The sequence below is a fragment of the Winogradskyella ludwigii genome (genome assembly GCF_013403985.1).
In the GTDB taxonomy this organism is placed as follows: Bacteria; Bacteroidota; Bacteroidia; order Flavobacteriales; family Flavobacteriaceae; genus Winogradskyella; species Winogradskyella ludwigii.
This window is the reverse complement of sequence record NZ_JABFDF010000002.1, coordinates 446,180-470,357: the sequence shown is the minus strand read 5'-3', so window position 1 is coordinate 470,357 and position 24,178 is coordinate 446,180. Positions and strand designations below refer to the sequence as shown.

Annotated in this window: 21 protein-coding genes and 6 tRNA genes; 23 read left to right on the top strand and 4 right to left on the bottom strand. The window is 33.3% G+C overall.

Annotation, left to right across the window (positions count from 1 at the left end; genetic code table 11):
• The first annotated feature begins 29 nt into the window (after window positions 1-29).
• The 18 genes from HM981_RS08150 (at window position 30) to HM981_RS08065 (ending at window position 16,876) form a co-directional block, all read left to right on the top strand.
• Entirely contained in the window at window positions 30-1,409 is a 1,380-nt protein-coding gene (locus HM981_RS08150; protein WP_179338276.1) for an alpha-amylase, read from the top strand.
• Window positions 1,410-1,508: 99 nt separating this feature from the next.
• On the top strand, window positions 1,509-2,399 hold the full coding sequence (locus HM981_RS08145) for a tyrosine-type recombinase/integrase (RefSeq protein WP_179338275.1): 891 nt from the start codon (window positions 1,509-1,511) through the stop codon (window positions 2,397-2,399).
• A 152-nt stretch (window positions 2,400-2,551) separates the two neighbouring features.
• The gene (gene hpf, locus HM981_RS08140; RefSeq protein ID WP_179338274.1) at window positions 2,552-2,854 is read left to right on the top strand and encodes a ribosome hibernation-promoting factor, HPF/YfiA family; all 303 of its coding nucleotides are present in this window, start codon (window positions 2,552-2,554) and stop codon (window positions 2,852-2,854) included.
• A 271-nt stretch (window positions 2,855-3,125) separates the two neighbouring features.
• Window positions 3,126-3,199: transfer RNA gene (locus HM981_RS08135), tRNA-Thr, on the top strand.
• 64 nt (window positions 3,200-3,263) lie between these two features.
• Window positions 3,264-3,345 (top strand) — tRNA-Tyr (locus tag HM981_RS08130).
• A 135-nt stretch (window positions 3,346-3,480) separates the two neighbouring features.
• Window positions 3,481-3,553 (top strand) — tRNA-Gly (locus tag HM981_RS08125).
• 71 nt (window positions 3,554-3,624) lie between these two features.
• A tRNA-Thr gene (locus HM981_RS08120) sits at window positions 3,625-3,696 on the top strand.
• Between the two features lie 74 nt (window positions 3,697-3,770).
• Complete coding sequence (tuf, locus tag HM981_RS08115; protein ID WP_179338273.1) at window positions 3,771-4,958, top strand: elongation factor Tu; 1,188 nt, start codon at window positions 3,771-3,773, stop codon at window positions 4,956-4,958.
• 63 nt (window positions 4,959-5,021) lie between these two features.
• Window positions 5,022-5,094, top strand: a tRNA-Trp gene (locus HM981_RS08110).
• Window positions 5,095-5,145: 51 nt separating this feature from the next.
• On the top strand, window positions 5,146-5,340 hold the full coding sequence (secE, locus tag HM981_RS08105; RefSeq protein ID WP_179338354.1) for a preprotein translocase subunit SecE: 195 nt from the start codon (window positions 5,146-5,148) through the stop codon (window positions 5,338-5,340).
• Window positions 5,341-5,360: 20 nt separating this feature from the next.
• On the top strand, window positions 5,361-5,906 hold the full coding sequence (nusG, locus tag HM981_RS08100) for a transcription termination/antitermination protein NusG (RefSeq protein WP_179338272.1): 546 nt from the start codon (window positions 5,361-5,363) through the stop codon (window positions 5,904-5,906).
• 66 nt (window positions 5,907-5,972) lie between these two features.
• On the top strand, window positions 5,973-6,413 hold the full coding sequence (gene rplK, locus HM981_RS08095) for a 50S ribosomal protein L11 (RefSeq protein ID WP_179338271.1): 441 nt from the start codon (window positions 5,973-5,975) through the stop codon (window positions 6,411-6,413).
• Between the two features lie 12 nt (window positions 6,414-6,425).
• Window positions 6,426-7,115: a 50S ribosomal protein L1 gene (gene rplA, locus HM981_RS08090; protein WP_179338270.1), complete on the top strand. Its 690-nt coding sequence runs from the start codon at window positions 6,426-6,428 to the stop codon at window positions 7,113-7,115.
• A 19-nt stretch (window positions 7,116-7,134) separates the two neighbouring features.
• Window positions 7,135-7,656: a 50S ribosomal protein L10 gene (gene rplJ, locus HM981_RS08085; RefSeq protein WP_179338269.1), complete on the top strand. Its 522-nt coding sequence runs from the start codon at window positions 7,135-7,137 to the stop codon at window positions 7,654-7,656.
• Window positions 7,657-7,717: 61 nt separating this feature from the next.
• Window positions 7,718-8,089 carry a 50S ribosomal protein L7/L12 gene (gene rplL, locus HM981_RS08080; protein ID WP_179338268.1) on the top strand — a complete coding sequence of 124 codons (372 nt, stop codon included), beginning with the start codon at window positions 7,718-7,720 and terminating at the stop codon, window positions 8,087-8,089.
• 121 nt (window positions 8,090-8,210) lie between these two features.
• On the top strand, window positions 8,211-12,023 hold the full coding sequence (rpoB, locus tag HM981_RS08075) for a DNA-directed RNA polymerase subunit beta (RefSeq protein ID WP_179338267.1): 3,813 nt from the start codon (window positions 8,211-8,213) through the stop codon (window positions 12,021-12,023).
• A gap of 72 nt (window positions 12,024-12,095) precedes the next feature.
• Complete coding sequence (gene rpoC / locus HM981_RS08070) at window positions 12,096-16,397, top strand: DNA-directed RNA polymerase subunit beta' (RefSeq protein WP_179338266.1); 4,302 nt, start codon at window positions 12,096-12,098, stop codon at window positions 16,395-16,397.
• A 161-nt stretch (window positions 16,398-16,558) separates the two neighbouring features.
• Window positions 16,559-16,876 carry a DUF3467 domain-containing protein gene (locus HM981_RS08065; protein ID WP_179338265.1) on the top strand — a complete coding sequence of 106 codons (318 nt, stop codon included), beginning with the start codon at window positions 16,559-16,561 and terminating at the stop codon, window positions 16,874-16,876.
• A 379-nt stretch (window positions 16,877-17,255) separates the two neighbouring features.
• On the opposite strand, the gene HM981_RS08060 is transcribed toward HM981_RS08065, so the two are convergent.
• Together HM981_RS08060 and HM981_RS08055 are read right to left on the bottom strand one after the other, a co-directional pair.
• Window positions 17,256-17,486: a (4Fe-4S)-binding protein gene (locus HM981_RS08060; RefSeq protein WP_179338264.1), complete on the bottom strand. Its 231-nt coding sequence runs from the start codon at window positions 17,484-17,486 to the stop codon at window positions 17,256-17,258.
• 138 nt (window positions 17,487-17,624) lie between these two features.
• Entirely contained in the window at window positions 17,625-19,214 is a 1,590-nt protein-coding gene (locus HM981_RS08055) for a peptide chain release factor 3 (protein WP_179338263.1), read from the bottom strand.
• A 257-nt stretch (window positions 19,215-19,471) separates the two neighbouring features.
• Here HM981_RS08055 and idi point away from each other — a divergent pair, with 257 nt between their 5' ends.
• From idi to HM981_RS08030, 5 genes are all read left to right on the top strand, one after another.
• Complete coding sequence (idi, locus tag HM981_RS08050; RefSeq protein WP_179338262.1) at window positions 19,472-19,996, top strand: isopentenyl-diphosphate Delta-isomerase; 525 nt, start codon at window positions 19,472-19,474, stop codon at window positions 19,994-19,996.
• On the top strand, window positions 19,996-20,406 hold the full coding sequence (locus tag HM981_RS08045) for a 6-pyruvoyl trahydropterin synthase family protein (RefSeq protein WP_179338261.1): 411 nt from the start codon (window positions 19,996-19,998) through the stop codon (window positions 20,404-20,406). Before idi ends, HM981_RS08045 begins: the two co-directional genes overlap by 1 nt.
• 14 nt (window positions 20,407-20,420) lie before the next feature.
• On the top strand, window positions 20,421-21,383 hold the full coding sequence (locus HM981_RS08040; protein WP_179338260.1) for a type I phosphomannose isomerase catalytic subunit: 963 nt from the start codon (window positions 20,421-20,423) through the stop codon (window positions 21,381-21,383).
• A gap of 82 nt (window positions 21,384-21,465) precedes the next feature.
• Window positions 21,466-21,735, top strand: coding sequence for a hypothetical protein (locus HM981_RS08035; RefSeq protein ID WP_179338259.1), 270 nt, complete (start codon window positions 21,466-21,468; stop codon window positions 21,733-21,735).
• Between the two features lie 71 nt (window positions 21,736-21,806).
• A tRNA-Thr gene (locus HM981_RS08030) sits at window positions 21,807-21,880 on the top strand.
• Between the two features lie 204 nt (window positions 21,881-22,084).
• On the opposite strand, the gene HM981_RS08025 is transcribed toward HM981_RS08030, so the two are convergent.
• Complete coding sequence (locus tag HM981_RS08025) at window positions 22,085-22,795, bottom strand: DUF4369 domain-containing protein (protein ID WP_179338258.1); 711 nt, start codon at window positions 22,793-22,795, stop codon at window positions 22,085-22,087.
• Window positions 22,796-22,846: 51 nt separating this feature from the next.
• Complete coding sequence (locus tag HM981_RS08020; RefSeq protein ID WP_179338257.1) at window positions 22,847-24,157, bottom strand: DUF819 family protein; 1,311 nt, start codon at window positions 24,155-24,157, stop codon at window positions 22,847-22,849.
• Between the last annotated feature and the right edge of the window lie 21 nt (window positions 24,158-24,178).

The following is a 24,178-nucleotide window of genomic DNA, read 5'->3' as shown; positions in this document are numbered from 1 at the left end:
TTTAGAGATATAACTAATCGCTAATACAAATGAAAAAATTAAAACTTATAGGTAGTGCTTGTTTTCTGCTATTTCTATTTAATTGTAGTCAAGACGAAAATGTTTTTGAAGAAGAATTAAATCAAGAAACACAGCTTAATGTTTCAAGCACCAAGAGAGATGGACTAAAATCTATTGGTTCAGGTGTAATGATGCAAGCTTTTTATTGGGATGTTCCTGCAGGAGGAACATGGTGGAATACAGTAGATACTAAAGTTGCAGATTGGAGTAATGCAGGTATAGATGCTATTTGGTTGCCGCCAATTTCAAAAGCACAAAATGGTCCATTTTCAATGGGTTACGATCCTTTTGATTATTTTGATTTTGGAGAATATGATCAAATGGGAAGTATTGAAACACGTTTTGGTTCTCGAAAGGAATTAACCAATCTGATTGATAATGCACATCAAAATGGACTTAGCGTAATTGCAGATATTGTAATTAACCACAATAGCGGTGGATCTAGTGAAGCTAATACATATACAGGTGGCAATACATGGACAGATTTTAATCCAATGTCTGGCAATTTTTACCGTTCAGCAACAGATTTTCATGCTAATAATGTTCATACTAACGATAGTGGAGCATTTGGGGGTTTTCCAGATTTATGTCACGATCAAACTTATGTTCAGGATTGGTTATGGAAAAACTCCAATAGTGTAGCAAAATATTATAAAGATGTTATAGGTATTGATGGTTGGCGTTTTGATTATGTAAAAGGTTTTGAACCATGGGTTGTAAAAGCTTGGAAAGATGAAGTAGGTGGTTTTTCAGTAGGAGAATTATGGGATAGTAATGTTTCATTGTTAGATTCATGGACAAGTTCTGCAGAAGCTAGTGCTTTTGATTTTGCTTGTTATTACAAAATGAAAGATGCTTTTATGGGCAATGATTTAAGTGCTCTTAATGATAATATGTTATGGAAACAAAATGCATCTAGAGCCGTGACGTTTGTAACTAATCATGATACAGATGAAATTACAAATAATAAAATTTTAGCATATGCTTATATATTAACACATGAAGGTTATCCAACTATTTTTTATAAAGATTATGAAGAATGGCTAAATAAAGATAGCATGAATAATCTTATTTGGATACATAACAACTTAGCGGGAGGTTCTACTAATATATTACACGCAGATAATGATGAGTATGTTGCTAAACGAAATGGTTATAACAATTCAGGACTTGTAGTTTATATTAATAATTCAGATACATGGCAAGAACGTTGGATAGAAACCAACTGGTCTAATACGGTAATTAAAGATTATACAGGAAATTCTAACTGGGAGCCAACAACCCAATCTGGTAAATGGGTAAAAGTACAGGCACCACCAAAAAGTTATTCTGTTTGGTCTGTTAAGTAATTTTTCTCTTTACAAAATTAAAATCCTGCCATTATGCAGGATTTTTTTGTTCAAATTTGAATACTAATAATTATATTTAAAGACAATCAAAGAAACCGAATGAATCTTAAATCCTTTTCAGACTATTTGCTTTTAGAAAAACTATATTCTAAGCATACAGTGGTTGCTTATACTAGAGATATATCAAATTTTCAAGATTTTTTAAATAAACATCATGATTCTGAAAATGTAACTAATGTTGGTTATTCCGAAATAAGACAATGGATAGTAGAATTGGTAGATAGTGATATCTCTAACCGTACAATAAACAGAAAAGTTTCGTCATTAAATACGTACTATAAGTTTTTACTTAAAACAGAAGACATTCAAGTCAATCCTTTAAAACAACATAAAGCTTTAAAAGTAGGGAAGAAAGTACAATTACCTTTCTCTGAACAAGAATTAAGAACCGTACTTGAAAATTCCATAGAGGTAATAGATTTTGAAACAGCCCGAGATCAATTAATAATTGAATTGTTTTATGCTACAGGAATTAGACGTATAGAATTGGTAGATTTGAAATTATTAGATGTAGACAAAAGCAATAATCAGATAAAGGTGTTGGGTAAACGTAAAAAGGAAAGATACATACCTTTAATCGAATCTTTGTCAAAGTCTTTAAATCGCTATTTAGATTATCGAAATAATTTAGCAGTAATTGAAAATCACAACGTGCTCTTTTTAACAAAAAAAGGTCTTAAAATTTACGAAAAACTTGTTTACAGAATAATAAATAGGTATTTTAGTGAAGCATCTACGAAAGCAAAATGCAGCCCTCATGTATTAAGACATTCGTTTGCAACGCACTTATTAAACCAAGGTGCAGATTTAAATGCCGTAAAAGAACTTCTTGGACATACAAGTTTAGCAGCCACACAAGTTTATACTCATAATAGTATAACAGAATTAAAGAAAGTATATGCCAAATCACACCCAAGGAATTTAGGCTAAGTTTACCTAATATAAAGTAACTATTAGATTTCAGCTAATCGTTATACACGTTAAAGCATAATTTAAGAAAAGAGCGAATTCAATATTTAGTTGTAAAAGGAAATGTTGAAAATAAATCGCATAGCACTATAAAAACTAAAAAATATAAATACATGAAAGTAAACACGCAATCCGTAAATTTCACAGCAGATACTACTTTATTAGATTTTATTCAGAAACGAATGGATAAGTTAGATATGTTCTATGATAAAATAATTCAGTCCGATGTGTATTTAAAAGTTGAAAACACAAGTGATAAAGAAAATAAAATTTTTGAAGCGAAAGTAAGCGTACCAGGAGACAGTTTTGTAGTAAAAAAACAATGTAAAACTTTCGAAGAAGGAGCTGATGCCGCTATTGCATCGTTGGGAAGACAAATAAAAAAACGAAAAGAGAAATTAAGATCACATAGTTAGAGTTCATAGTGGGGCTAAGTGTCCTAAAAGATGTTGTATATATGCATAATGCTCTTCTTCAATTATATATGTTACGTCATTATGGCTAAATTGATAGAGAAACAAAGCGTGGAAGCACTCCTTTTTTAGGCAATGAAAAAAAAAGAATAAAATTTTATAAATTTTTTTCAAAAAATGTTTTGATAAGATAAATAAAAGAATACCTTTGCAGTCCGTTAGAAATAGCGGGCTTTTTTATGATCACTTTTTGACCACTAGAAAGTAATAAAAAGCCGATGTAGCTCAGCTGGCTAGAGCAGCTGATTTGTAATCAGCAGGTCGTGGGTTCGAGTCCCTCCATCGGCTCTTTTAGAAGTTGTTTTAGGAATAAAAAAAACTTCTAAATTTTGAAATATTGAATTAAAATTTTGGGGAGATACTCAAGCGGCCAACGAGGGCAGACTGTAAATCTGCTGACTACGTCTTCATAGGTTCGAATCCTATTCTCCCCACAAAATATTTTTAGCGAATTGTCAATAAAAAGTTCTACCTTTGCGGACTTGAATGCTGAAAAAATATTATTCGATAAGTTGAATAATATGATTTGAAATATTGAAACCATTAATTAAAGAGATTTAGTTATAAATGCGAGAGTAGCTCAGTTGGTAGAGCGTCAGCCTTCCAAGCTGAATGTCGCCGGTTCGAACCCGGTCTCTCGCTCTAAAATTTGCGAGTTTACATGCGTGATTTTTACTTCGTAAATCTAACTAATCGGTAATCGTAAATGAAAAGCCGGTGTAGCTCAGGGGTAGAGCGTTTCCTTGGTAAGGAAGAGGTCACGAGTTCAATTCTCGTCATTGGCTCTTTTTTTCTAAGTTACAATTTAGAATAACAATTGAACACAAATATTAAAATTAAGATTTAAAATAAATTAAACATGGCAAAGGCAACTTTTGATCGTTCAAAACCACACTTAAACATTGGTACTATTGGACACGTAGATCACGGTAAAACAACTTTAACTGCTGCTATTACTAAAGTATTAGCTGATGCAGGTTTATCTGAAGCGAAAGATTTCGATCAAATCGATAACGCACCAGAAGAGAAAGAGAGAGGTATAACAATTAATACTTCACACGTAGAATATGCGACTGCAAATCGTCATTACGCTCATGTTGACTGTCCAGGTCACGCGGATTACGTAAAGAACATGGTTACAGGTGCTGCTCAAATGGATGGTGCTATTTTAGTTGTTGCTGCAACAGATGGTCCAATGCCACAAACACGTGAGCACATTCTTTTAGGGCGTCAGGTAGGTATTCCAAGTATGGTTGTATTCATGAATAAAGTGGATATGGTTGATGATGAGGAGTTACTTGAATTAGTTGAAATGGAAATTAGAGATTTGTTATCATTCTACGAGTATGATGGTGATAATGGACCTGTGATTGCTGGTTCTGCTTTAGGTGCCTTAAACGGAGAACAAAAATGGGTTGACACTGTTATGGAATTAATGGCGGCTGTTGATGATTGGATTAAGGAGCCTGTTCGTGATATGGATAAGCCTTTCTTAATGCCTATTGAAGATGTGTTTTCTATTACAGGTCGTGGTACTGTTGCAACTGGTCGTATTGAGACTGGTGTAGCTAACACAGGTGATCCTGTTGATATTATTGGTATGGGTGCTGAGAAATTGACATCTACTATTACGGGTATTGAAATGTTCCGTCAAATATTAGATAGAGGTGAAGCTGGTGATAATGCTGGTATCTTATTAAGAGGTATTGAGAAATCTCAAATCTCTAGAGGTATGGTAATCGTTAAACCTGGTTCTGTAACACCACACTCTAAGTTTAAAGCTGAGGTTTACGTACTTAAAAAAGAAGAAGGTGGACGTCACACTCCATTCCATAACAACTATCGTCCACAGTTCTATGTAAGAACTACAGATGTAACAGGTAATATTATGCTTCCTGACGGGGTTGAAATGGTAATGCCAGGAGATAACTTAACTATTACTGTTGAGTTAATTAACACTATTGCGATGAACGTAGGTTTACGTTTCGCTATCCGTGAAGGTGGTAGAACAGTAGGTGCTGGTCAGGTTACTGAAATTTTAGACTAAACAATATAAGTTAAAATATTTAATTAAGGTGTCTCGTTTCTCGGGACGCCTTGATTATTGTTTACGGGTTTAGCTCAGTTGGTAGAGCACTGGTCTCCAAAACCAGGTGTCGGGAGTTCGAGTCTCTCAACCCGTGCAAAACGTAAAATTGGATTATATTTTAATCCTTAATATAGAAAATAATCAAATGGCAGGTTTAACAACATATATAAAAGAATCGTTTGAAGAGTTGAAAAACAACGTGTCTTGGACACCTTGGCCAGAAGCTCAGAAGTTAACGGTGATTGTAGCAGTTTTTTCAATCATTTTTTCTTTAGCTATTTGGGGAGTTGATACTGTTTTTAGTAAAGCAGTAAAGGCTTATTTTGAAATGATTCACTAACAAATATACAAGAAGAGAATATGTCTGATAAAAAATGGTATGTTGTTAGAGCGGTAAGCGGTCAAGAAAATAAAATCAAATCTTATATTGAAAATGAAATTTCAAGATTAGGATTAAGTGATTTTGTTGATCAGGTTTTAGTACCAACCGAAAAAGTGATTCAAATACGTAACGGAAAGAAAATACAAAAAGAAAAAGTGTATTTCCCGGGTTACATTATGATTCAAGCCAATTTGAGTGGAGAAGTTCCTCACATTATTAAATCTATAACTAATGTTATTGGTTTTCTAGGGGAGACAAAAGGTGGTGATCCTGTACCATTAAGACAATCTGAAATTAATAGAATGTTAGGTAAGGTAGATGAATTATCTGTTGAAGCAGATGCTAATGTAGCAATTCCATTTACTAAAGGTGAAACTGTAAAAGTTATCGATGGTCCATTCAATGGTTTTGATGGTACAATCGAGAAAATTAATGAAGAAAAGCGTAAGCTTGAAGTGATGGTTAAGATTTTCGGAAGAAAAACACCATTAGAATTAAGTTATATGCAAGTAGAGAAAGTTTAATAATTGTTACAATAAAGAGCGTATTACCTAAGCTTCAAAAATAGGTAAGCGTATAAACATTAAGAAATGGCAAAAGAAATAGACAAAGTAGTTAAGCTACAAGTTCGGGGAGGTGCTGCGAATCCATCGCCACCGGTAGGACCCGCTTTAGGTGCCGCTGGAGTTAACATTATGGAGTTCTGTAAGCAGTTTAATGCTAGAACCCAAGATAAAGCCGGTAAAGTTTTACCAGTTGTAATCTCAGTTTACAAAGACAAATCATTTGACTTTGTAATCAAAACTCCTCCAGCAGCAGTACAATTATTAGAAGCGGCCAAAGTAAAGAAAGGATCAGGAGAACCAAACCGACGTAAAGTAGCAAAAGTAACTTGGGATCAAGTTAAAGCAATTGCTGAAGACAAAATGGTAGATTTAAATGCATTCGAAATCGGATCAGCTATGAAAATGGTTGCCGGAACTGCAAGATCGATGGGTATCACTGTTAAAGGAGGAGAAGCTCCAAACTAAAATTTTTTAGAAATGGCAAGATTAACAAAGAAGAAAAAAGAAGCACAAGCAAAGGTAGATAGTAATAAAATTTACTCTTTAGAAGAAGCTTCAGCATTACTAAAAGAAATTACTTATACAAAATTTGATGCTTCTATTGATTTAGCAATTAGATTAGGTGTAGATCCTCGTAAGGCCAATCAAATGGTACGTGGTGTAGTTTCATTACCACACGGTACAGGTAAAGACATGAAGGTTCTTGCTCTTGTTACTCCAGATAAAGAAGAAGAAGCTAAAGCAGCTGGCGCGGATTACGTTGGATTAGATGAGTACTTACAGAAAATTAAAGAAGGTTGGACAGATGTAGACGTTATCGTTACAATGCCTAGCATAATGGGTAAGTTAGGACCATTAGGTAGAGTATTAGGACCTAGAGGTCTTATGCCAAACCCTAAGACAGGAACAGTAACTATGGATGTAGCTAAAGCGGTTGCAGAAGTAAAAGCTGGTAAAATAGATTTTAAAGTAGATAAAACTGGTATTGTACATGCGCCAATTGGTAAAGCATCGTTTAGTACTGATAAAATTATTGGGAATGCTCAAGAATTATTATCTACAATAATGAAGTTGAAACCGACGTCATCAAAAGGTGTTTATGTAAAGAGTATTTACATGTCAAGTACGATGAGTCCAAGTATTTCAATTGATACAAAAATAGGATAGTAGTTAAACTTAGAACATTATGACAAGAGAAGAAAAATCCCAAGTAATTGAAGAGTTGACTAGTCAATTAGCAGATAATTCAAATATCTATTTAACTGATATTTCTGGATTAAATGCAGTAGCAACTTCAAACTTAAGAAGAGCGTGTTTCAAAGCTAACATTAAATTAGCTGTTGTAAAGAATTCACTTTTAGAGAAAGCAATGGAAGCATCGGATAGAGAATTCGGTGATTTACCTACAACTTTAAAAGGAAATACATCAGTAATGTATTCTGAAACTGGTAACGGTCCTGCTAAAGTAATAAAAGAATTTCGTAAAAAATCTGAAAAGCCTTTATTAAAAGGAGCATTTATTGAGGAAACTGTTTACATTGGCGATGATTTATTAGATACTTTAGTTAGTATTAAGTCAAGAGAAGAACTTCTTGGTGATATTATCGGATTATTACAATCACCTGCTAAGAACGTTATTTCTGCACTTAAATCAAGTGGTGGAACTATCGCAGGTATCGTTAAGACCTTATCTGAAAGAGAAGGTTAATAACAGCGCACACACTAGAAAATTATATTATAACACACACACACATTAAAACAATAGAAAAATGGCAGATTTAAAAGATTTCGCAGAACAATTAGTTAACTTAACAGTAAAAGAAGTTAGTGAACTAGCAACTATATTAAAAGATGAGTACGGTATTGAGCCTGCTGCTGCTGCTGCAGTAATGCAAGCTGGACCTGCAGGTGGCGAAGCTGCTGAAGAGCAAACAGAATTTGATGTTATTTTAAAAGCGGCAGGTAGTTCTAAACTAGCTGTAGTAAAATTAGTTAAAGAATTAACTGGTTTAGGTTTAAAAGAAGCAAAAGGATTAGTTGATGATGCACCAAGTGCAATCAAAGAAGCTGTTTCTAAAGATGAAGCTGAAGCTTTAAAAGCTCAATTAGAAGAGGCTGGAGCTGAAGTTGAGCTTAAGTAAGCTTACCTTATCTACAATACATGGTTTAGGTCTAGAGTAATACTCTAAGACCTAAACCCTTTTGTGTATATAAACGTTATATACATTTTTTAGTTTTTATTTAATAAAATCTCGTTCATCAATGTTAGCAAAAAAGGCTGAAAGAATTAATTTCTCTTCTATTGTAAATAGGACAGATTACCCAGACTTTTTGGATATCCAAATTAAATCCTTTCAGGATTTTTTCCAATTAGAAACAAAGTCAGAAGAAAGAGGCACTGAAGGTTTGTACAACACCTTCATGGAGAACTTCCCGATAACAGACACGCGTAATCAATTCGTATTAGAATTTTTAGATTACTTTATTGATCCACCTAGATATTCTATAGAAGAATGTATCGAAAGGGGGTTAACATACAGTGTACCTTTGAAAGCCAGATTGAAATTGTATTGTACGGATCCTGAACATGAGGATTTCGAAACAATCGTTCAAGATGTGTATTTAGGTACTATTCCTTATATGACACCTTCAGGTACATTTTGTATCAATGGAGCAGAACGTGTAGTTGTGTCTCAGTTACACAGATCACCAGGTGTTTTCTTTAGCCAATCTTTTCATGCTAACGGAACAAAGTTGTATTCAGCAAGAGTAATTCCTTTTAAAGGATCTTGGATAGAATTCGCAACGGATATTAATCAGGTAATGTATGCTTACATTGACAGAAAGAAAAAGTTACCTGTTACAACGCTTTTCCGTGCTATCGGATTTGAGCGTGATAAAGACATTTTAGAGATTTTTGATCTTGCAGAAGAAGTAAAGGTTTCAAAATCTGGATTAAAAAAAGTTATTGGTCGTAAACTTGCTGCTCGTGTTCTTAACACATGGCATGAGGATTTCGTTGATGAAGATACTGGTGAAGTTGTATCTATCGAACGTAACGAAATTGTACTTGACCGTGACACTGTTATAGATAAAGACAATATAGAAGAAATTCTTGATGCTGAAGTAAAAACTATTCTTTTACATAAAGAAAGTGCTCAGCAAGGGGATTATGCTATTATTCATAACACATTACAGAAAGATCCAACAAACTCTGAAAAAGAAGCTGTTGAGCACATCTACCGTCAATTACGTAATGCTGAGCCGCCAGATGAGGAGACAGCACGTGGTATTATTGACAAATTATTCTTTTCTGACCAACGTTATTCTCTTGGAGAGGTAGGTCGTTATAGAATGAACAAGAAATTACAGTTAGATATTGGAATGGACAAACAAGTTTTGACCAAATTAGATATCATAACTATTATAAAATATTTAATTGAGCTTATCAATTCTAAAGCTGAAATTGATGATATTGACCACTTATCTAACCGTCGTGTACGTACAGTAGGTGAACAATTATCTTCTCAGTTTGGTGTTGGTTTAGCACGTATGGCACGTACTATTCGTGAACGTATGAACGTTCGTGATAATGAAGTGTTTACTCCTATTGATTTAATTAATGCTAAGACGTTATCGTCTGTAATTAATTCTTTCTTTGGTACAAATCAGTTATCTCAATTTATGGATCAAACGAATCCTCTTGCAGAGATTACGCATAAGCGTCGTCTTTCAGCATTAGGACCAGGTGGTTTATCAAGAGAGCGAGCAGGTTTTGAGGTACGTGATGTTCACTATACACACTACGGACGTCTATGTCCTATTGAAACACCAGAGGGACCAAATATTGGTTTAATTTCTTCTTTATCTTGTTTCGCGAAAGTGAACCCAATGGGATTCATTGAAACGCCTTACCGTAAAGTTGAAAATGGTGTTGTAGATATTAAAAATACACCAATATATCTTAGTGCTGAAGAGGAAGAAGATATGTTAATTGCGCAAGCAACTATCAAAGTTGACGATAACGGAAAAATATTAGAAGACAAGATTATTTCTCGTCAAGAAGGTGATTTCCCAGTTATTGAACCAACAAGTGTAAATTATACAGATGTTGCACCAAACCAAATTGCATCAATTTCTGCGTCGTTAATTCCATTCTTGGAACATGATGATGCCAACCGTGCATTAATGGGATCTAACATGATGCGTCAGGCAGTACCATTATTACGTCCTGAAGCACCAATTGTAGGAACTGGTTTAGAGCGTCAAGTAGCTTCAGATTCTAGAGTATTAATTAATGCCGAAGGAGATGGAACTGTAGAATATGTTGATGCAGAAAAAGTTACTATAAGATACGAACGTACTGAAGACGAAGCTATTGTTAGTTTTGAAAGTGATACTAAAACTTATCCATTAGTAAAGTTTAGAAAAACAAATCAAGGAACGTCTATTAATTTAAAGCCTATCGTTGAGAAAGGTGATAAAGTTGCAAAAGGACAAGTACTTTGTGAAGGTTATGCTACTGAAAATGGTGAACTAGCACTTGGTAGAAATATGAAAGTAGCCTTTATGCCTTGGAAAGGGTATAACTTTGAGGATGCGATTGTAATTTCTGAAAAAGTGGTTAGAGAAGATGTATTTACATCTATTCATATTGATGAATATTCATTAGAAGTAAGAGATACAAAATTAGGAAACGAAGAGTTAACTAATGATATCCCTAATGTTTCTGAAGAAGCAACTAAAGATTTAGATGAAAATGGGATGATTCGCGTTGGTGCTGAAATCAAACCAGGTGATATCTTAATTGGTAAGATTACACCTAAAGGTGAATCTGATCCAACTCCAGAAGAAAAACTTCTTAGAGCGATCTTTGGTGATAAAGCAGGTGATGTAAAAGATGCCTCTTTAAAAGCATCTCCGTCTCTTCATGGTGTTGTTATTAATAAGAAATTATTTGCAAGAGCCGTAAAAGATAAGAGAAAGAGAGCTCAGGATAAAGAAGATATCGAAAAGCTTGAAGATGTTTACGATAACAGATTTGATGATCTTAAAAATGTTCTTGTTGAAAAATTATTTACTATCGTTAACGGTAAAACAGCTCAAGGTATATATAACGATTTAGGAGAAGAAATTATTCCTAAGGGTAAAAAATATACTTTAAAGATGTTAAATGCTGTAGATGATTATACACATTTAACTTCAGGGAAGTGGACAACTGATGACCATACCAATGAACTTGTTGCAGATTTAATCCATAATTATAAAATTAAGGAGAATGATCTTCAAGGTTCATTAAGACGTGAGAAATTTACGGTTTCTGTTGGAGATGAATTACCAGCTGGTATCATTAAATTGGCTAAAGTTTATATTGCTAAAAAGCGTAAGCTTAAAGTAGGTGATAAAATGGCAGGTCGTCACGGTAACAAAGGTATTGTTGCACGTATCGTTCGTCAAGAAGATATGCCTTTCTTAGAAGATGGAACTCCAGTTGATATTGTATTAAATCCACTTGGTGTACCTTCTCGTATGAATATTGGTCAGATCTATGAAACCGTTTTAGGTTGGGCTGGTCAAGATTTAGGTAAGAAATACGCTACTCCAATTTTCGATGGTGCTACTTTAGATCAAATTAATGCATACACTGATGAAGCTGGTATTCCAAGATTTGGACATACTTACCTTTATGATGGTGGAACAGGTGATCGTTTTGATCAACCAGCAACAGTTGGTGTGATTTATATGATTAAACTTGGTCACATGATTGATGATAAGATGCACGCACGTTCTATCGGACCATACTCGTTAATTACACAACAACCATTAGGTGGTAAAGCACAATTTGGTGGACAACGTTTTGGTGAGATGGAAGTATGGGCACTTGAGGCTTATGGAGCATCAAGTACTTTACGTGAGATCTTAACTGTGAAATCAGATGATGTTATTGGTAGAGCTAAAACTTACGAAGCTATCGTGAAGGGTGAGCCAATGCCAGAACCGGGACTTCCAGAATCGTTCAACGTACTTATGCACGAATTGAAAGGTTTAGGTTTAGATATTAGATTAGAGGAATAAAAATAGTAGGCAGTCGTCAGTACATAGTAATCACTATGTACTGAAGACTGAAGACTGAATACTATAAAGAACATGGCAAGAAAACAAGATAAGAATACAGTACAGAAATTTAATAAAATTTCTATTGGTTTAGCATCTCCTGAGTCTGTTTTAGCAGCGTCTCGTGGTGAGGTATTAAAGCCAGAAACTATTAATTATCGAACACATAAACCAGAAAGAGATGGTTTGTTCTGTGAGCGTATTTTTGGTCCTGTAAAGGATTTTGAATGTGCTTGTGGTAAATATAAAAGAATTCGTTACAAAGGTATTGTATGTGACCGTTGTGGTGTAGAAGTAACTGAAAAGAAAGTACGTAGAGATAGAGTAGGACACATTAATCTTGTTGTTCCTGTTGCTCATATCTGGTATTTCCGTTCGTTACCAAATAAAATAGGTTACCTTCTTGGATTACCATCTAAGAAATTAGATATGATAATCTATTACGAGCGTTACGTTGTTATACAACCAGGTATAGCTATGAATGCTGAAGGAGAACCAATTCAAAAAATGGATTTCTTAACTGAAGAAGAGTATTTAACAATATTAGATTCTATTCCTCAAGAAAACCAGTATTTAGATGATACAGATCCTAACAAATTCATCGCTAAGATGGGTGCTGAGTGTCTTATCGATTTATTAGCGCGTATAGATTTAGATCAATTATCTTATGATTTAAGACATAAAGCTAATAACGAAACATCTAAACAACGTAAAACTGAAGCATTAAAACGTTTACAAGTTGTTGAAGCGTTTAGAGATTCAAACTTAGTTAGAGAAAACAGACCAGAATGGATGATCATGAAGGCTGTTCCTGTAATTCCGCCAGAATTAAGACCTTTAGTGCCTTTAGATGGTGGTCGTTTTGCAACGTCAGATTTAAATGATTTATACCGTCGTGTAATTATCCGTAACAACCGTCTTAAAAGATTAGTTGAGATAAAAGCACCAGAAGTTATTTTACGTAACGAAAAACGTATGTTACAAGAATCAGTAGATTCATTGTTTGATAACACACGTAAATCATCTGCAGTTAAAACAGACTCTAACAGACCATTAAAATCGTTATCAGATTCACTTAAGGGTAAGCAAGGACGTTTCCGTCAAAACTTACTTGGTAAGCGTGTAGATTACTCAGCACGTTCTGTAATTGTTGTTGGACCAGAATTGAGATTATTCGAATGTGGTTTACCAAAAGATATGGCTGCAGAGCTTTACAAACCTTTTGTAATTAGAAAACTAATTGAAAGAGGAATTGTAAAAACTGTAAAATCTGCAAAGAAAATTATAGATAGAAAAGAACCTGTAGTTTGGGATATCTTAGAGAATGTTTTAAAAGGACACCCAGTACTTTTAAACCGTGCTCCTACGTTACACAGACTTGGTATTCAGGCTTTCCAACCTAAACTTATTGAAGGTAAAGCAATTCAGTTACACCCATTAGTGTGTACTGCATTTAATGCCGATTTTGATGGAGATCAAATGGCTGTGCATTTACCATTAGGTCCTGAAGCAATTTTGGAATGTCAACTTTTATTGTTGGCTTCACATAACATTCTGAACCCAGCAAATGGTTCTCCTGTTACTGTACCTTCTCAGGATATGGTACTTGGTTTATATTATATGACTAAGTTGCGTAAAACAGATGAAACTTATACTGTTAAAGGTGAAGGTTTAACATTCTATTCTCCAGAAGAAGTAAATATTGCTTATAACGAAAAGAGAGTTGACTTAAATGCAGGAATTAAAGTTAGAACTTTTGACTTTAATGAAGAAGGTGAGTTAACAAAACAAATTATTGAAACTACTGTTGGTCGTGTACTTTTCAACGAAAAAGTTCCAGCAGCAGCAGGTTATATAAATGAAGTATTAACTAAAAAGTCTTTAAGAGAAATCATTCATGGTATTCTTAAAAAGACAAGTGTACCTGAAACGGCAGATTTCCTTGATGAGATTAAAACTCAAGGATATAAATTTGCATTCCAAGGTGGACTATCATTTAGTTTAGGTGATATTATTATTCCAGCAGAGAAGCAAGGAATGATTGATGCTGCTAATAAACAAGTTGATGGTATTATGGGTAACTATAATATGGGACTTATTACTAACAACGAACGTTATAACCAAGTTATTGATATCTGGACATCAACGAATGCAGAATTGACTGAATTGTCAATGAAGCGTATTCGTGAAGATCAGCAAGGATTTAACTCGGTGTTTATGATGCTTGATTCTGGTGCAAGGGGTTCTAAAGAACAAATTCGTCAGTTAACAGGTATGCGTGGATTAATGGCTAAGCCTAAAAAATCTACAGCAGCAGGTGGTGAAATTATTGAAAATCCAATTCTTTCTAACTTTAAGGAAGGACTTTCAATTTTAGAATACTTTATTTCTACTCACGGTGCACGTAAAGGTCTTGCGGATACGGCTCTTAAAACTGCCGATGCAGGTTACTTAACACGTCGTTTAGTAGATGTTTCTCAAGATGTAATTGTTTATGAAGAGGATTGTGGTACACTTAGAGGAATCGAAGTTTCAGCCCTTAAGAAAAACGAAGAAATTGTTGAGAACTTAGAAGCAAGAATCGTTGGTAGAACATCACTTAATGATGTTTATAACCCATTAACTGAAGAGTTATTAGTCGAAGCTGGAGGTCATATTAATGATATTATAGCTAAGAAGATTGGAGATTCTCCTATCGATTCAATAGAAGTACGTTCACCATTATCATGTGAAGCCAAGAAAGGTATCTGTGTTAAATGTTATGGTCGTAACCTTGCTACTGGTAAAATGGTACAAAGAGGTGAAGCTGTTGGTGTTGTAGCGGCTCAATCTATTGGAGAACCAGGAACACAGTTAACATTACGTACATTCCACGTAGGTGGTATTGCAGGTAACATTTCTGAAGAGAATAAATTAACTGTAAAGTTTGATGGTGTTGCTGAGATTGAAGATTTAAAAACAGTTAAATCTAAAGATAAAGAAGGTAATGAGGTAGATGTTGTGATCTCTAGAACTTCTGAATTGAAATTAATTGATTCTAAAACAGGTATTGTTCTAAGTACAAACAACATTCCTTATGGTTCTTTCATCTACGTTAAGAGTGGAAGTAAACTTAAGAAAGGTGCTGTAATTTGTGAATGGGATCCATATAACGGTGTAATTATTTCAGAATTTGCTGGTAAAGTGAAGTATGAAAACATCGAACAAGGGGTTACATACCAAGTTGAAATTGATGAACAAACAGGTTTCCAAGAGAAAGTAATTTCAGAATCTAGAAACAAGAAGTTGATTCCAACATTATTGATTGAAGATTCTAAAGGTGAAACTATCCGTTCTTATAATTTACCAGTTGGAGCTCACATTATGATTGATGATGGAGATAAGATTGATATTGGTAAGATTTTAGTTAAGATACCTCGTAAATCATCTAAAGCTGGTGATATTACTGGTGGTCTTCCTCGTGTAACAGAATTATTTGAAGCACGTAACCCTTCTAATCCTGCTGTTGTAAGTGCGATTGATGGTGTTGTTTCATTTGGTAAAATTAAACGTGGTAACCGTGAAATTATTATCGAATCTAAATTAGGAGATGTAAGGAAATACTTAGTGAAATTGTCTAATCAGATTCTTGTTCAAGAAAATGATTATGTAAAAGCAGGTATGCCTTTATCAGATGGTTCTATTACACCAAATGATATTCTTAATATTAAAGGCCCTTCAGCTGTTCAGCAATACTTAGTAAATGAAGTACAAGAAGTATATCGTTTACAAGGTGTGAAGATTAATGATAAGCACTTCGAAGTTGTTGTTAGACAAATGATGCGTAAAGTTAGAATCATTGATTCTGGTGATACTATTTTCTTAGAAAACCAATTGGTTCATAAATCAGATTTCATTGAAGAAAATGATAAAATTTTCGGAATGAAAGTTGTGGAAGATGCTGGTGATTCTCAGAACATGAAATCAGGTCAGATCGTTTCTGTAAGAGATTTAAGAGATGAAAATTCTAGCTTAAGAAGAGAAGATAAGAATCTTGTAACAGGAAGAGATGCTAGTCCAGCGACTGCAACTCCAATTTTACAAGGTATTACTAGAGCTTCATTACAAACTAAGTCGTTTATATCTGCGGCATCGTTCCAAGAAACTACTAAGGTTCTTAACGAAGCAGCTGTAAATGGTAAAGTAGATTCACTAGAAGGACTTAAAGAAAATGTAATTGTTGGACATAGAATTCCAGCAGGTACAGGTGTTAGAGAATACGAAAACATCATTGTAGGTTCTAGAGAAGAGTTTAACGAAATGATGAAAGCTAAAGAAGAAATGAATTTTAACTAATTCAATTTTTCTTAAGTATATACAATAGAAATAAAAGCCTTCTTGTTATTAAACTTGAAGGCTTTTATATTTTTAAATTTCCTGTAAATCGTTTATTTTACAGGTTTACAACTAGTATTAATTAGACTTCCTTGTAATGATGAAGCATAAATAAATATAACATGGCAGACGAGAAGAATAATCCTAAAAAAGGACAAATCAATATAGAATTAGACGAGAAAATTGCGGAAGGTATTTATTCTAACTTAGCAATTATTAATCACTCTGTATCAGAATTTGTAGTAGATTTTGTGAGTATAATGCCAGGAACTCCAAAAAGTAAAGTAAAGTCTAGAATTATTTTAACACCTCAGCATGCAAAACGTTTATTAAAAGCGTTAGGGGACAATGTAACACGGTTTGAAGCTGCACATGGTGAAATTAAAGATTACGAACAACCACCAATTCCACTTAATTTTGGTCCAACTGGTCAAGCTTAAAAAAGCAAGTTAAAATAAGTGTTTTACTATAGCTTATAATGTGGTGTTCTAAACGTTTATTCGAACAACCACCAATTCCACTTAATTTTGGTCCAACAGGTCAAGCTTAAAAAAGCAAGTTAAAATAAATGTTTTACTATAGCTTATAATGTGGTGTGCTAAACGTTACGTATTAACCTATTCCTGTAAAGTTCAGATCAACAGGTCTAGCTTAGTCGAAATATGGAAACTTATAGTATAACGAAAGTATTAATACTATTGTAGAGTTAAGTGTGTTGCAGTATTTTTAAAAGTATACCAGATAGTAATATCTATGATATGCAATAGCCTTTGAATTATCAATTCAAAGGCTTTTTTATTTTTTTAATGAAGCTTCTTTTTAAGCAACTTCTTTTTTATTCATATGATATTGTAAGGCTCCGGATGGACATTTTTTTATCTGGTCTATAATGGTATTAGTTTGTGCACCTTCTAAGTTAATCCAGGGAATGACTGAACTTCTAAATACATTTGAGAGTTGTTTAGCACAAATACCTGCATTTACACAACTGCGCGGTTTATAGGTTACAGTAATGTCTTGATTACTGAAAACGTTTTCGTTAGTATCCATATTAAGTAGATTAGTTTGGGGTTAATCTTAATTTATTATATAAGCAATTGAGTAAATCTAATAAAAATATCGTTCAAAAACAAAATTCACCGATAAAAAGCGTTATTTTTTAACATTTATTGCTATTATAACTTTGGTTTACTCAAATTCTGAAGTCATATGAAAAACAATATTAGGATACTTTTGCTGTGTCATTTGTAAAGAAAACATAGAGTCAGCTAAAAACACCAATTGGTTTTGCTTATCTCTAGCTAAGAAACGCTGTTTTACTCGAATAAATTCTTTAAACTCGTCACTCTTTTGATTCTTTGTTTCAACCCAACAAGCTTTATGTACGTTCAAGTTTTCGTATGTACATTTTGCTCCATATTCATGTTCTAAACGATACTGAATAACTTCATATTGTAAAGCACCAACAGTACCAATTACTTTCCTACCATTTAAATCTAATGTAAATAACTGTGCAACTCCTTCATCCATTAATTGGTCAATACCCTTATAAAGCTGTTTAGCTTTCATTGGATCTGCATTATTAATATATCTGAAGTGCTCTGGTGAAAAGCTAGGGACTCCTTTATAGTTTAATATTTCACCTTCAGTTAAAGTATCTCCAATTTTAAAACTTCCGGTGTCTTGTAATCCAACAATATCACCTGGATATGAAATATCTACAATCTCTTTCTTTTCAGCAAAAAAGGCATTTGGGCTAGAAAATTTTAACTTTTTATTATTCCTTACGTGAAGATATGGTGTGTTACGTCTAAATTCTCCTGAAACAATTTTTACAAATGCTAATCTATTTCTGTGATTAGGATCCATGTTAGCGTGAATTTTAAAAACAAACCCACTAAATTGTTTCTCGTCTGGTTTTACTAAACGCTCTTCGCTATTCTTTGCTCTTGGCTTTGGTGCTATATCGACGAAACAGTCTAATAATTCTCGCACTCCAAAATTATTTAACGCAGACCCAAAAAACACAGGTTGTTGCTCACCGTTTAAATAATCTTCTTTATTAAATTGAGGATAGATACCTTCTACTAATTCAATTTCTTCTCTTAGTGTGTTTGCTGCTTTTTCGCCTACAAGTTTATCTAACTCTTGTGACGACAAGTCTGAGATCTGAATAGTTTCTTCAATGTCTTTTCTACTATCACCAGAAAATAAATTAATGTTTTTTTCCCAGATATTGTAGATTCCTTTAAAATCGTAACCCATTCCAATAGGGAAACTTAAAGGCACCACTTTTAATCCTAATTTTTGTTCAATTTCATCTAATAAATCAAATGCATCTTTACCCTCGCGATCCATTTTATTGATAAAAACAATCATTGGTATATTTCGCATTCTACAAACTTCAACCAGTTTTTCAGTTTGCTCTTCAACACCTTTTGCAACGTCAATAACTACAATTACACTATCAACAGCTGTTAAAGTTCTAAACGTATCTTCAGCAAAATCCTTATGTCCAGGTGTATCTAAGATATTTATTTTAATACCATTGTATTCAAAGGCTAATACAGAAGTCGCTACAGAGATACCACGTTGGCGTTCAATCTCCATAAAGTCACTTGTCGCTCCTTTCTTTATTTTATTACTTTTTACAGCTCCAGCTTCTTGAATGGCACCACCAAATAAAAGTAGTTTTTCTGTAAGTGTTGTTTTTCCGGCATCTGGATGCGAGATAATTCCAAAGGTTCTTCGTCTGTTTATTTCTTCTAAAAAGCTCATAGGTAGTATTAAAAACGGATTGCAAATATAGTGGTTATAAAAAGATTTTAAACACTTAGAAAATCAAAGTGTTTATTAATTTTTCGTTAAACAAGAATAATATTGGCTGATGTATGTTTTTAGTTGAAATAAAGTTTAGATTACTTACGATTATAAATTGCTATTGCAAATGATTAAATCCTCATTCAATATTTTAAGTGGTTAATTTTTATGAATTCCTTCACTATTATTAAGGTTTAAGATGTTAATTTTGTATTATGACAGAAGAACAAGTCATCTTAGTAGATGAAAATGATAATCAGATTGGTTTAATGCCCAAAATGGAAGCGCATGAGAAAGCACTTTTACATCGTGCATTCTCCGTATTTATATTCAATGATAATAACGAATTGATGCTTCAGCAACGTGCTTCGCATAAATATCATTCGCCAGAATTATGGACTAACACGTGTTGCAGTCATCAACGCGATGGAGAAACCAATATCCAGGCAGGTAAGCGACGATTGCAAGAAGAAATGGGTTTTGTAACTGATTTAGAAGAAAAGACTTCGTTTATCTATAAAGCTCCGTTTGATAATGGATTGACAGAACATGAATTTGATCATGTTATGGTTGGGTATTACAATGATACACCTCATATCAATAAAGATGAAGTGGCATTATGGAAATGGATGTCTCTAGATGCTGTAAAAACAGATATCGCTGAAAATCCACAATTTTACACCGCTTGGTTTATAATTATTTTCGATAAATTTTATGAATTTATAAATATTAATAAATAATGAAAGTTACGGTTCATAGAAAAGCACATTTTAATGCAGCACATAGACTGTATAGAAAAGATTGGAGTTTTGAGAAAAACGAATCTGTTTTCGGGTTGTGTAATAATCCAAATTTTCATGGACATAATTATGAATTAATAGCAAGTGTTACTGGAGACATAGATCCTGAAACAGGTTTTGTAATCGACGTTAAAATACTGAAAGATATTATTAAAACAGAAATTGAAGATGCCTTTGATCATAAGAATCTCAATGTAGAAGTTCCTGAATTTCAAGATTTAAATCCTACAGCAGAAAATATTGCTGTTGTTATATATAATAAAATTAAACCTAAACTCGATTCAAAGTTTCATTTAGAAATCACACTTTATGAAACACCTCGTAATTTTGTTACGTATTCGGGAAATTAATACAAAAATCAAACATGTTATATCCATTAAAATTTGAACCCATTTTGAAAGATAAAATTTGGGGTGGAGAAAAATTAAATCAACATTTTAATAAAGCTTCGGATTCTAAAGATTTAGGTGAGAGTTGGGAGATCAGTACAGTGCCAAATGATGTTTCTGTAATTTCTAATGGGGAATTAAAAGGACAATCACTTCAAGATTTAGTAAATGATTATAAATCGGATCTTTTAGGTGATAAAAACTGGGAACGTTTTGGGAACGAATTTCCTTTACTTATTAAATTTATAGATGCAAAACAAGATTTAAGTATTCAGTTGCATCCCAATGATGAATTGGCAAAAAAACGACACAATTCATTTGGTAAAACAGAAATGTGGTACGTAATGCAAGCAGATAAAGACGCCAATTTAATTGTTGGATTTAATGGAGACGTTGATAAAGAAACCTATCTAAAGCACCTTGAAGATAATACACTAACTAAAATTTTAAATTTTGATACAGTAAAAGAAGGTGATACTTATTTTATTGAAGCAGGAAGAGTTCATGCCATTGGAGCGGGAGTTCTATTGGCAGAAATACAACAAACAAGTGATGTTACATATCGTGTTTACGATTGGGATCGTGTAGATGATAATGGTAACGCACGCGAATTACACAATGACATTGCTATTGATGCTTTTGATTTTGAAATGGAAAATGATTTTAGAATCGATTATCAAAAAGAAAAGAATACGTCTAACAAAATGGTAAGCTGTCCGTTCTTTACAACAAATTTTGTAGAGATAGATTCAGAACTAGACGTTAAAAACACACACGATTCTTTTTTAATCTATATGTGTGTAGATGGTGAGGTTGAAGTTTCTACAGGTGTTTCAAGCGAATATATTTCGAAAGGAGAAACGATATTGATTCCTGCTGAAATTAAAAACTTTACGTTAAAATCAGATTACGGAAAACTTCTAGAAGTGTACGTTTAAAACTTCAGATAAAAATTAATAATGAGAATCAAATAACTAAAAGGATTTAGTACTTTTGCGGTTATTATAAAAAATAATTATCATGTCAAATAAAAGAGATTTAAAAAAAGATATCAACTACGTATTAGGAGATATTATTGAAGCAGTTTACGTTTGGGAATTAGCTCATGCTGAAAAACCAACAAAAGAAAGTGAAGCTGTTATAGATGAAGCTATTGTTACATTTGATGAGTTAATTGCTCGTGTAAATGATAGAGGTGCAGAAAATAAAAAAGCACACTTTAAAGCAATTAATGCTGACCTTGAATCAAAAGGAAGAGATCTTATTGAAAAAATCAATAATTTAAAGTAAATAGATTTGCAGATTTAAAAATCTATTTTAAATTTGCGCCTGCTTACCAAAATTAGTGGTAAGCTTTTTTTGCCGATGTAGCTCAGCTGGCTAGAGCAGCTGATTTGTAATCAGCAGGTCGTGGGTTCGAGTCCCTCCATCGGCTCTTCTTTAAAGCTCTAACTATTTTAAATAGTTAGAGCTTTTTTATTTAGTGGGTATGACTAATTATTAATGAATGTGGTTAACCTAAATTCTATATTTATCTAACAAAAAATCCAATCATATACTGATTGGATTTTTTGTTACTTTATGTTGTAGTAATGTTTAATGCACTTCAAATAGTCTTATAAAAGATTTTACAGGATTGCTATTCTGCAGATTTTCTAGCCGTAATAGCATCGTTCAACTTTTTACCATATAACGAGTTTTTAATTTCGGTACCTAAGCTGTTGTAAATTGAATCTATATAGACTGGATTTATATTATTAGATTGCGTTAAGGCTAAGTAAGGTGCAACTTCACTATCCTTATTATTCATTGCAAATTGAATAGTATAAGCATATTTACGTTTTATAAGTAAATCTGCTAAGTTATTTAATGAATCTAATGCTATACTATCATTGCGCTTTTGAGCCATATAACTCGCTTCGATGATATCTAGATTTTTGTCTTTAAATTTAGTTATAAAGCTTAAATACTCTTCAATAAGCTCTTGTTGTTTAGAGCCTTTTATTTCTGATTCATAATTAAAGCTTTTTAAAGTAGTGCTAATTTCAGTCACTCCTTTATCTGCGAAAAAAGGAATATAATGTTCTTTTCCATCATTTTTAAAGAGTTTTAAATAAAGTAACATTGGTTCTTCGAGGTCTGTATGTAATTCAAATTCAGTTTGACCAGCAATTACTATAGAATCTAAATCTACAATACTAGAATCTCCATCTTTCTGTAGATATACAATTCCTTTTTTCAAGCCTTTAACTTTTCCTTTTAAGGTGAAATTAGCATCGTTTTTCTTACCACAAGAAACGGCAAGTACTATTAAAATAATGAGACTTAAAGCTTTGTTTAATTTTGTCATGTTTGGCTTAATTATTAGGTGCGCAAATATCTTATAATTGTTTTAATCTTGCTAACTAACCGCTGCTAATTCCATTAAAATTGTACATCCAATTGCAGCAATTGTTCCAACAGCATAACCAAAAACAGCCAATAAGACTCCAACAGTTGCTAACGATGGATGAAAAGCAGATGCTACAATAGGAGCAGAGGCTGCACCACCAACATTAGCCTGACTCCCAACAGCTAAAAAGAAATAAGGTGCTTTAATTATTTTAGCAACAAAGATCAGCAGGAATGCATGAATTGTCATCCAAACTACACCAATGGCAATAAGTCCAAGGTTGTCAAAAATCATCATTAAATCCATTTTCATTCCTATGCTAGCAACAAGTATGTAGATAAAAACACTTCCAAATTTACTTGCTCCGGCTCCTTCATAATTTTTGGCTTTTGTATTAGATAACACAATAGCGATAATAGTGGCAACGCTTATCATCCAAAAGAATTTAGATCCTAAAAAAGTAAATATATTCCTAGTGGTTGGTGATTTAATATCTGTTACTATGCCTTCAAATAGTGGAGCTAAATAATTAGCGCTTAAATGCGCGATACTTACTGTGCCAAATGCAATAGCACAAATAACCATAATATCTGTAAGTGATGGGTTTCGTTTTACTTTTTCAGAAAACGTAGACATTTTTTCCTTTAATTCTTCAATAGAAGATGTATCTGCTTTTAACCATTTATTAATTCGGTTTCTTTTTCCGATACCAATGAGTATTATTGCCATCCAAATATTAGCTACGACAATATCAACAAATACCATTCCTCCGTATTTTGCTTGGTTATAACCATAAATTTCTAACATGGCAGTTTGGTTGGCGCCACCACCAATCCAACTTCCGGCAAGAGTTGAAAGTCCTCTCCAAACGGCATCTGGTCCAATGCCTCCAACGGTGTCTGGTGAAACTGTTGAAATTAATAAAATAGCAATTGGTCCTCCAATTACAATTCCTATAGTTCCTGTGAAGAACATCACTAGCGCTTTCCAACCTAAATTAAAAACAGCTTTTAAATCTATACTTAACGTCATGAGAACTAAAGCAGCAGGCAGTAAATACCGACTTGCCACATAATATAAACTAGAACTGTGTTCTGTGAGTACACCATCTTCTGATATGGTTGTCCATTCTGGAGAAATTAAACCTGTAGTGGTTAAAACAGCAGGAACCATGTAAGCCATAAATAAACCAGGAACTATCTTATAGAATTTGGACCAAAAACCTGTTTTAATAGATTCTGTAACAAATACAAAGCCTAAGGCTAACATTAAGAGTCCAAATACAATAGTATCGTCAGTAAAAATTGGAGTGGTATCCATAGATGGTTTTATTTTTGTGTC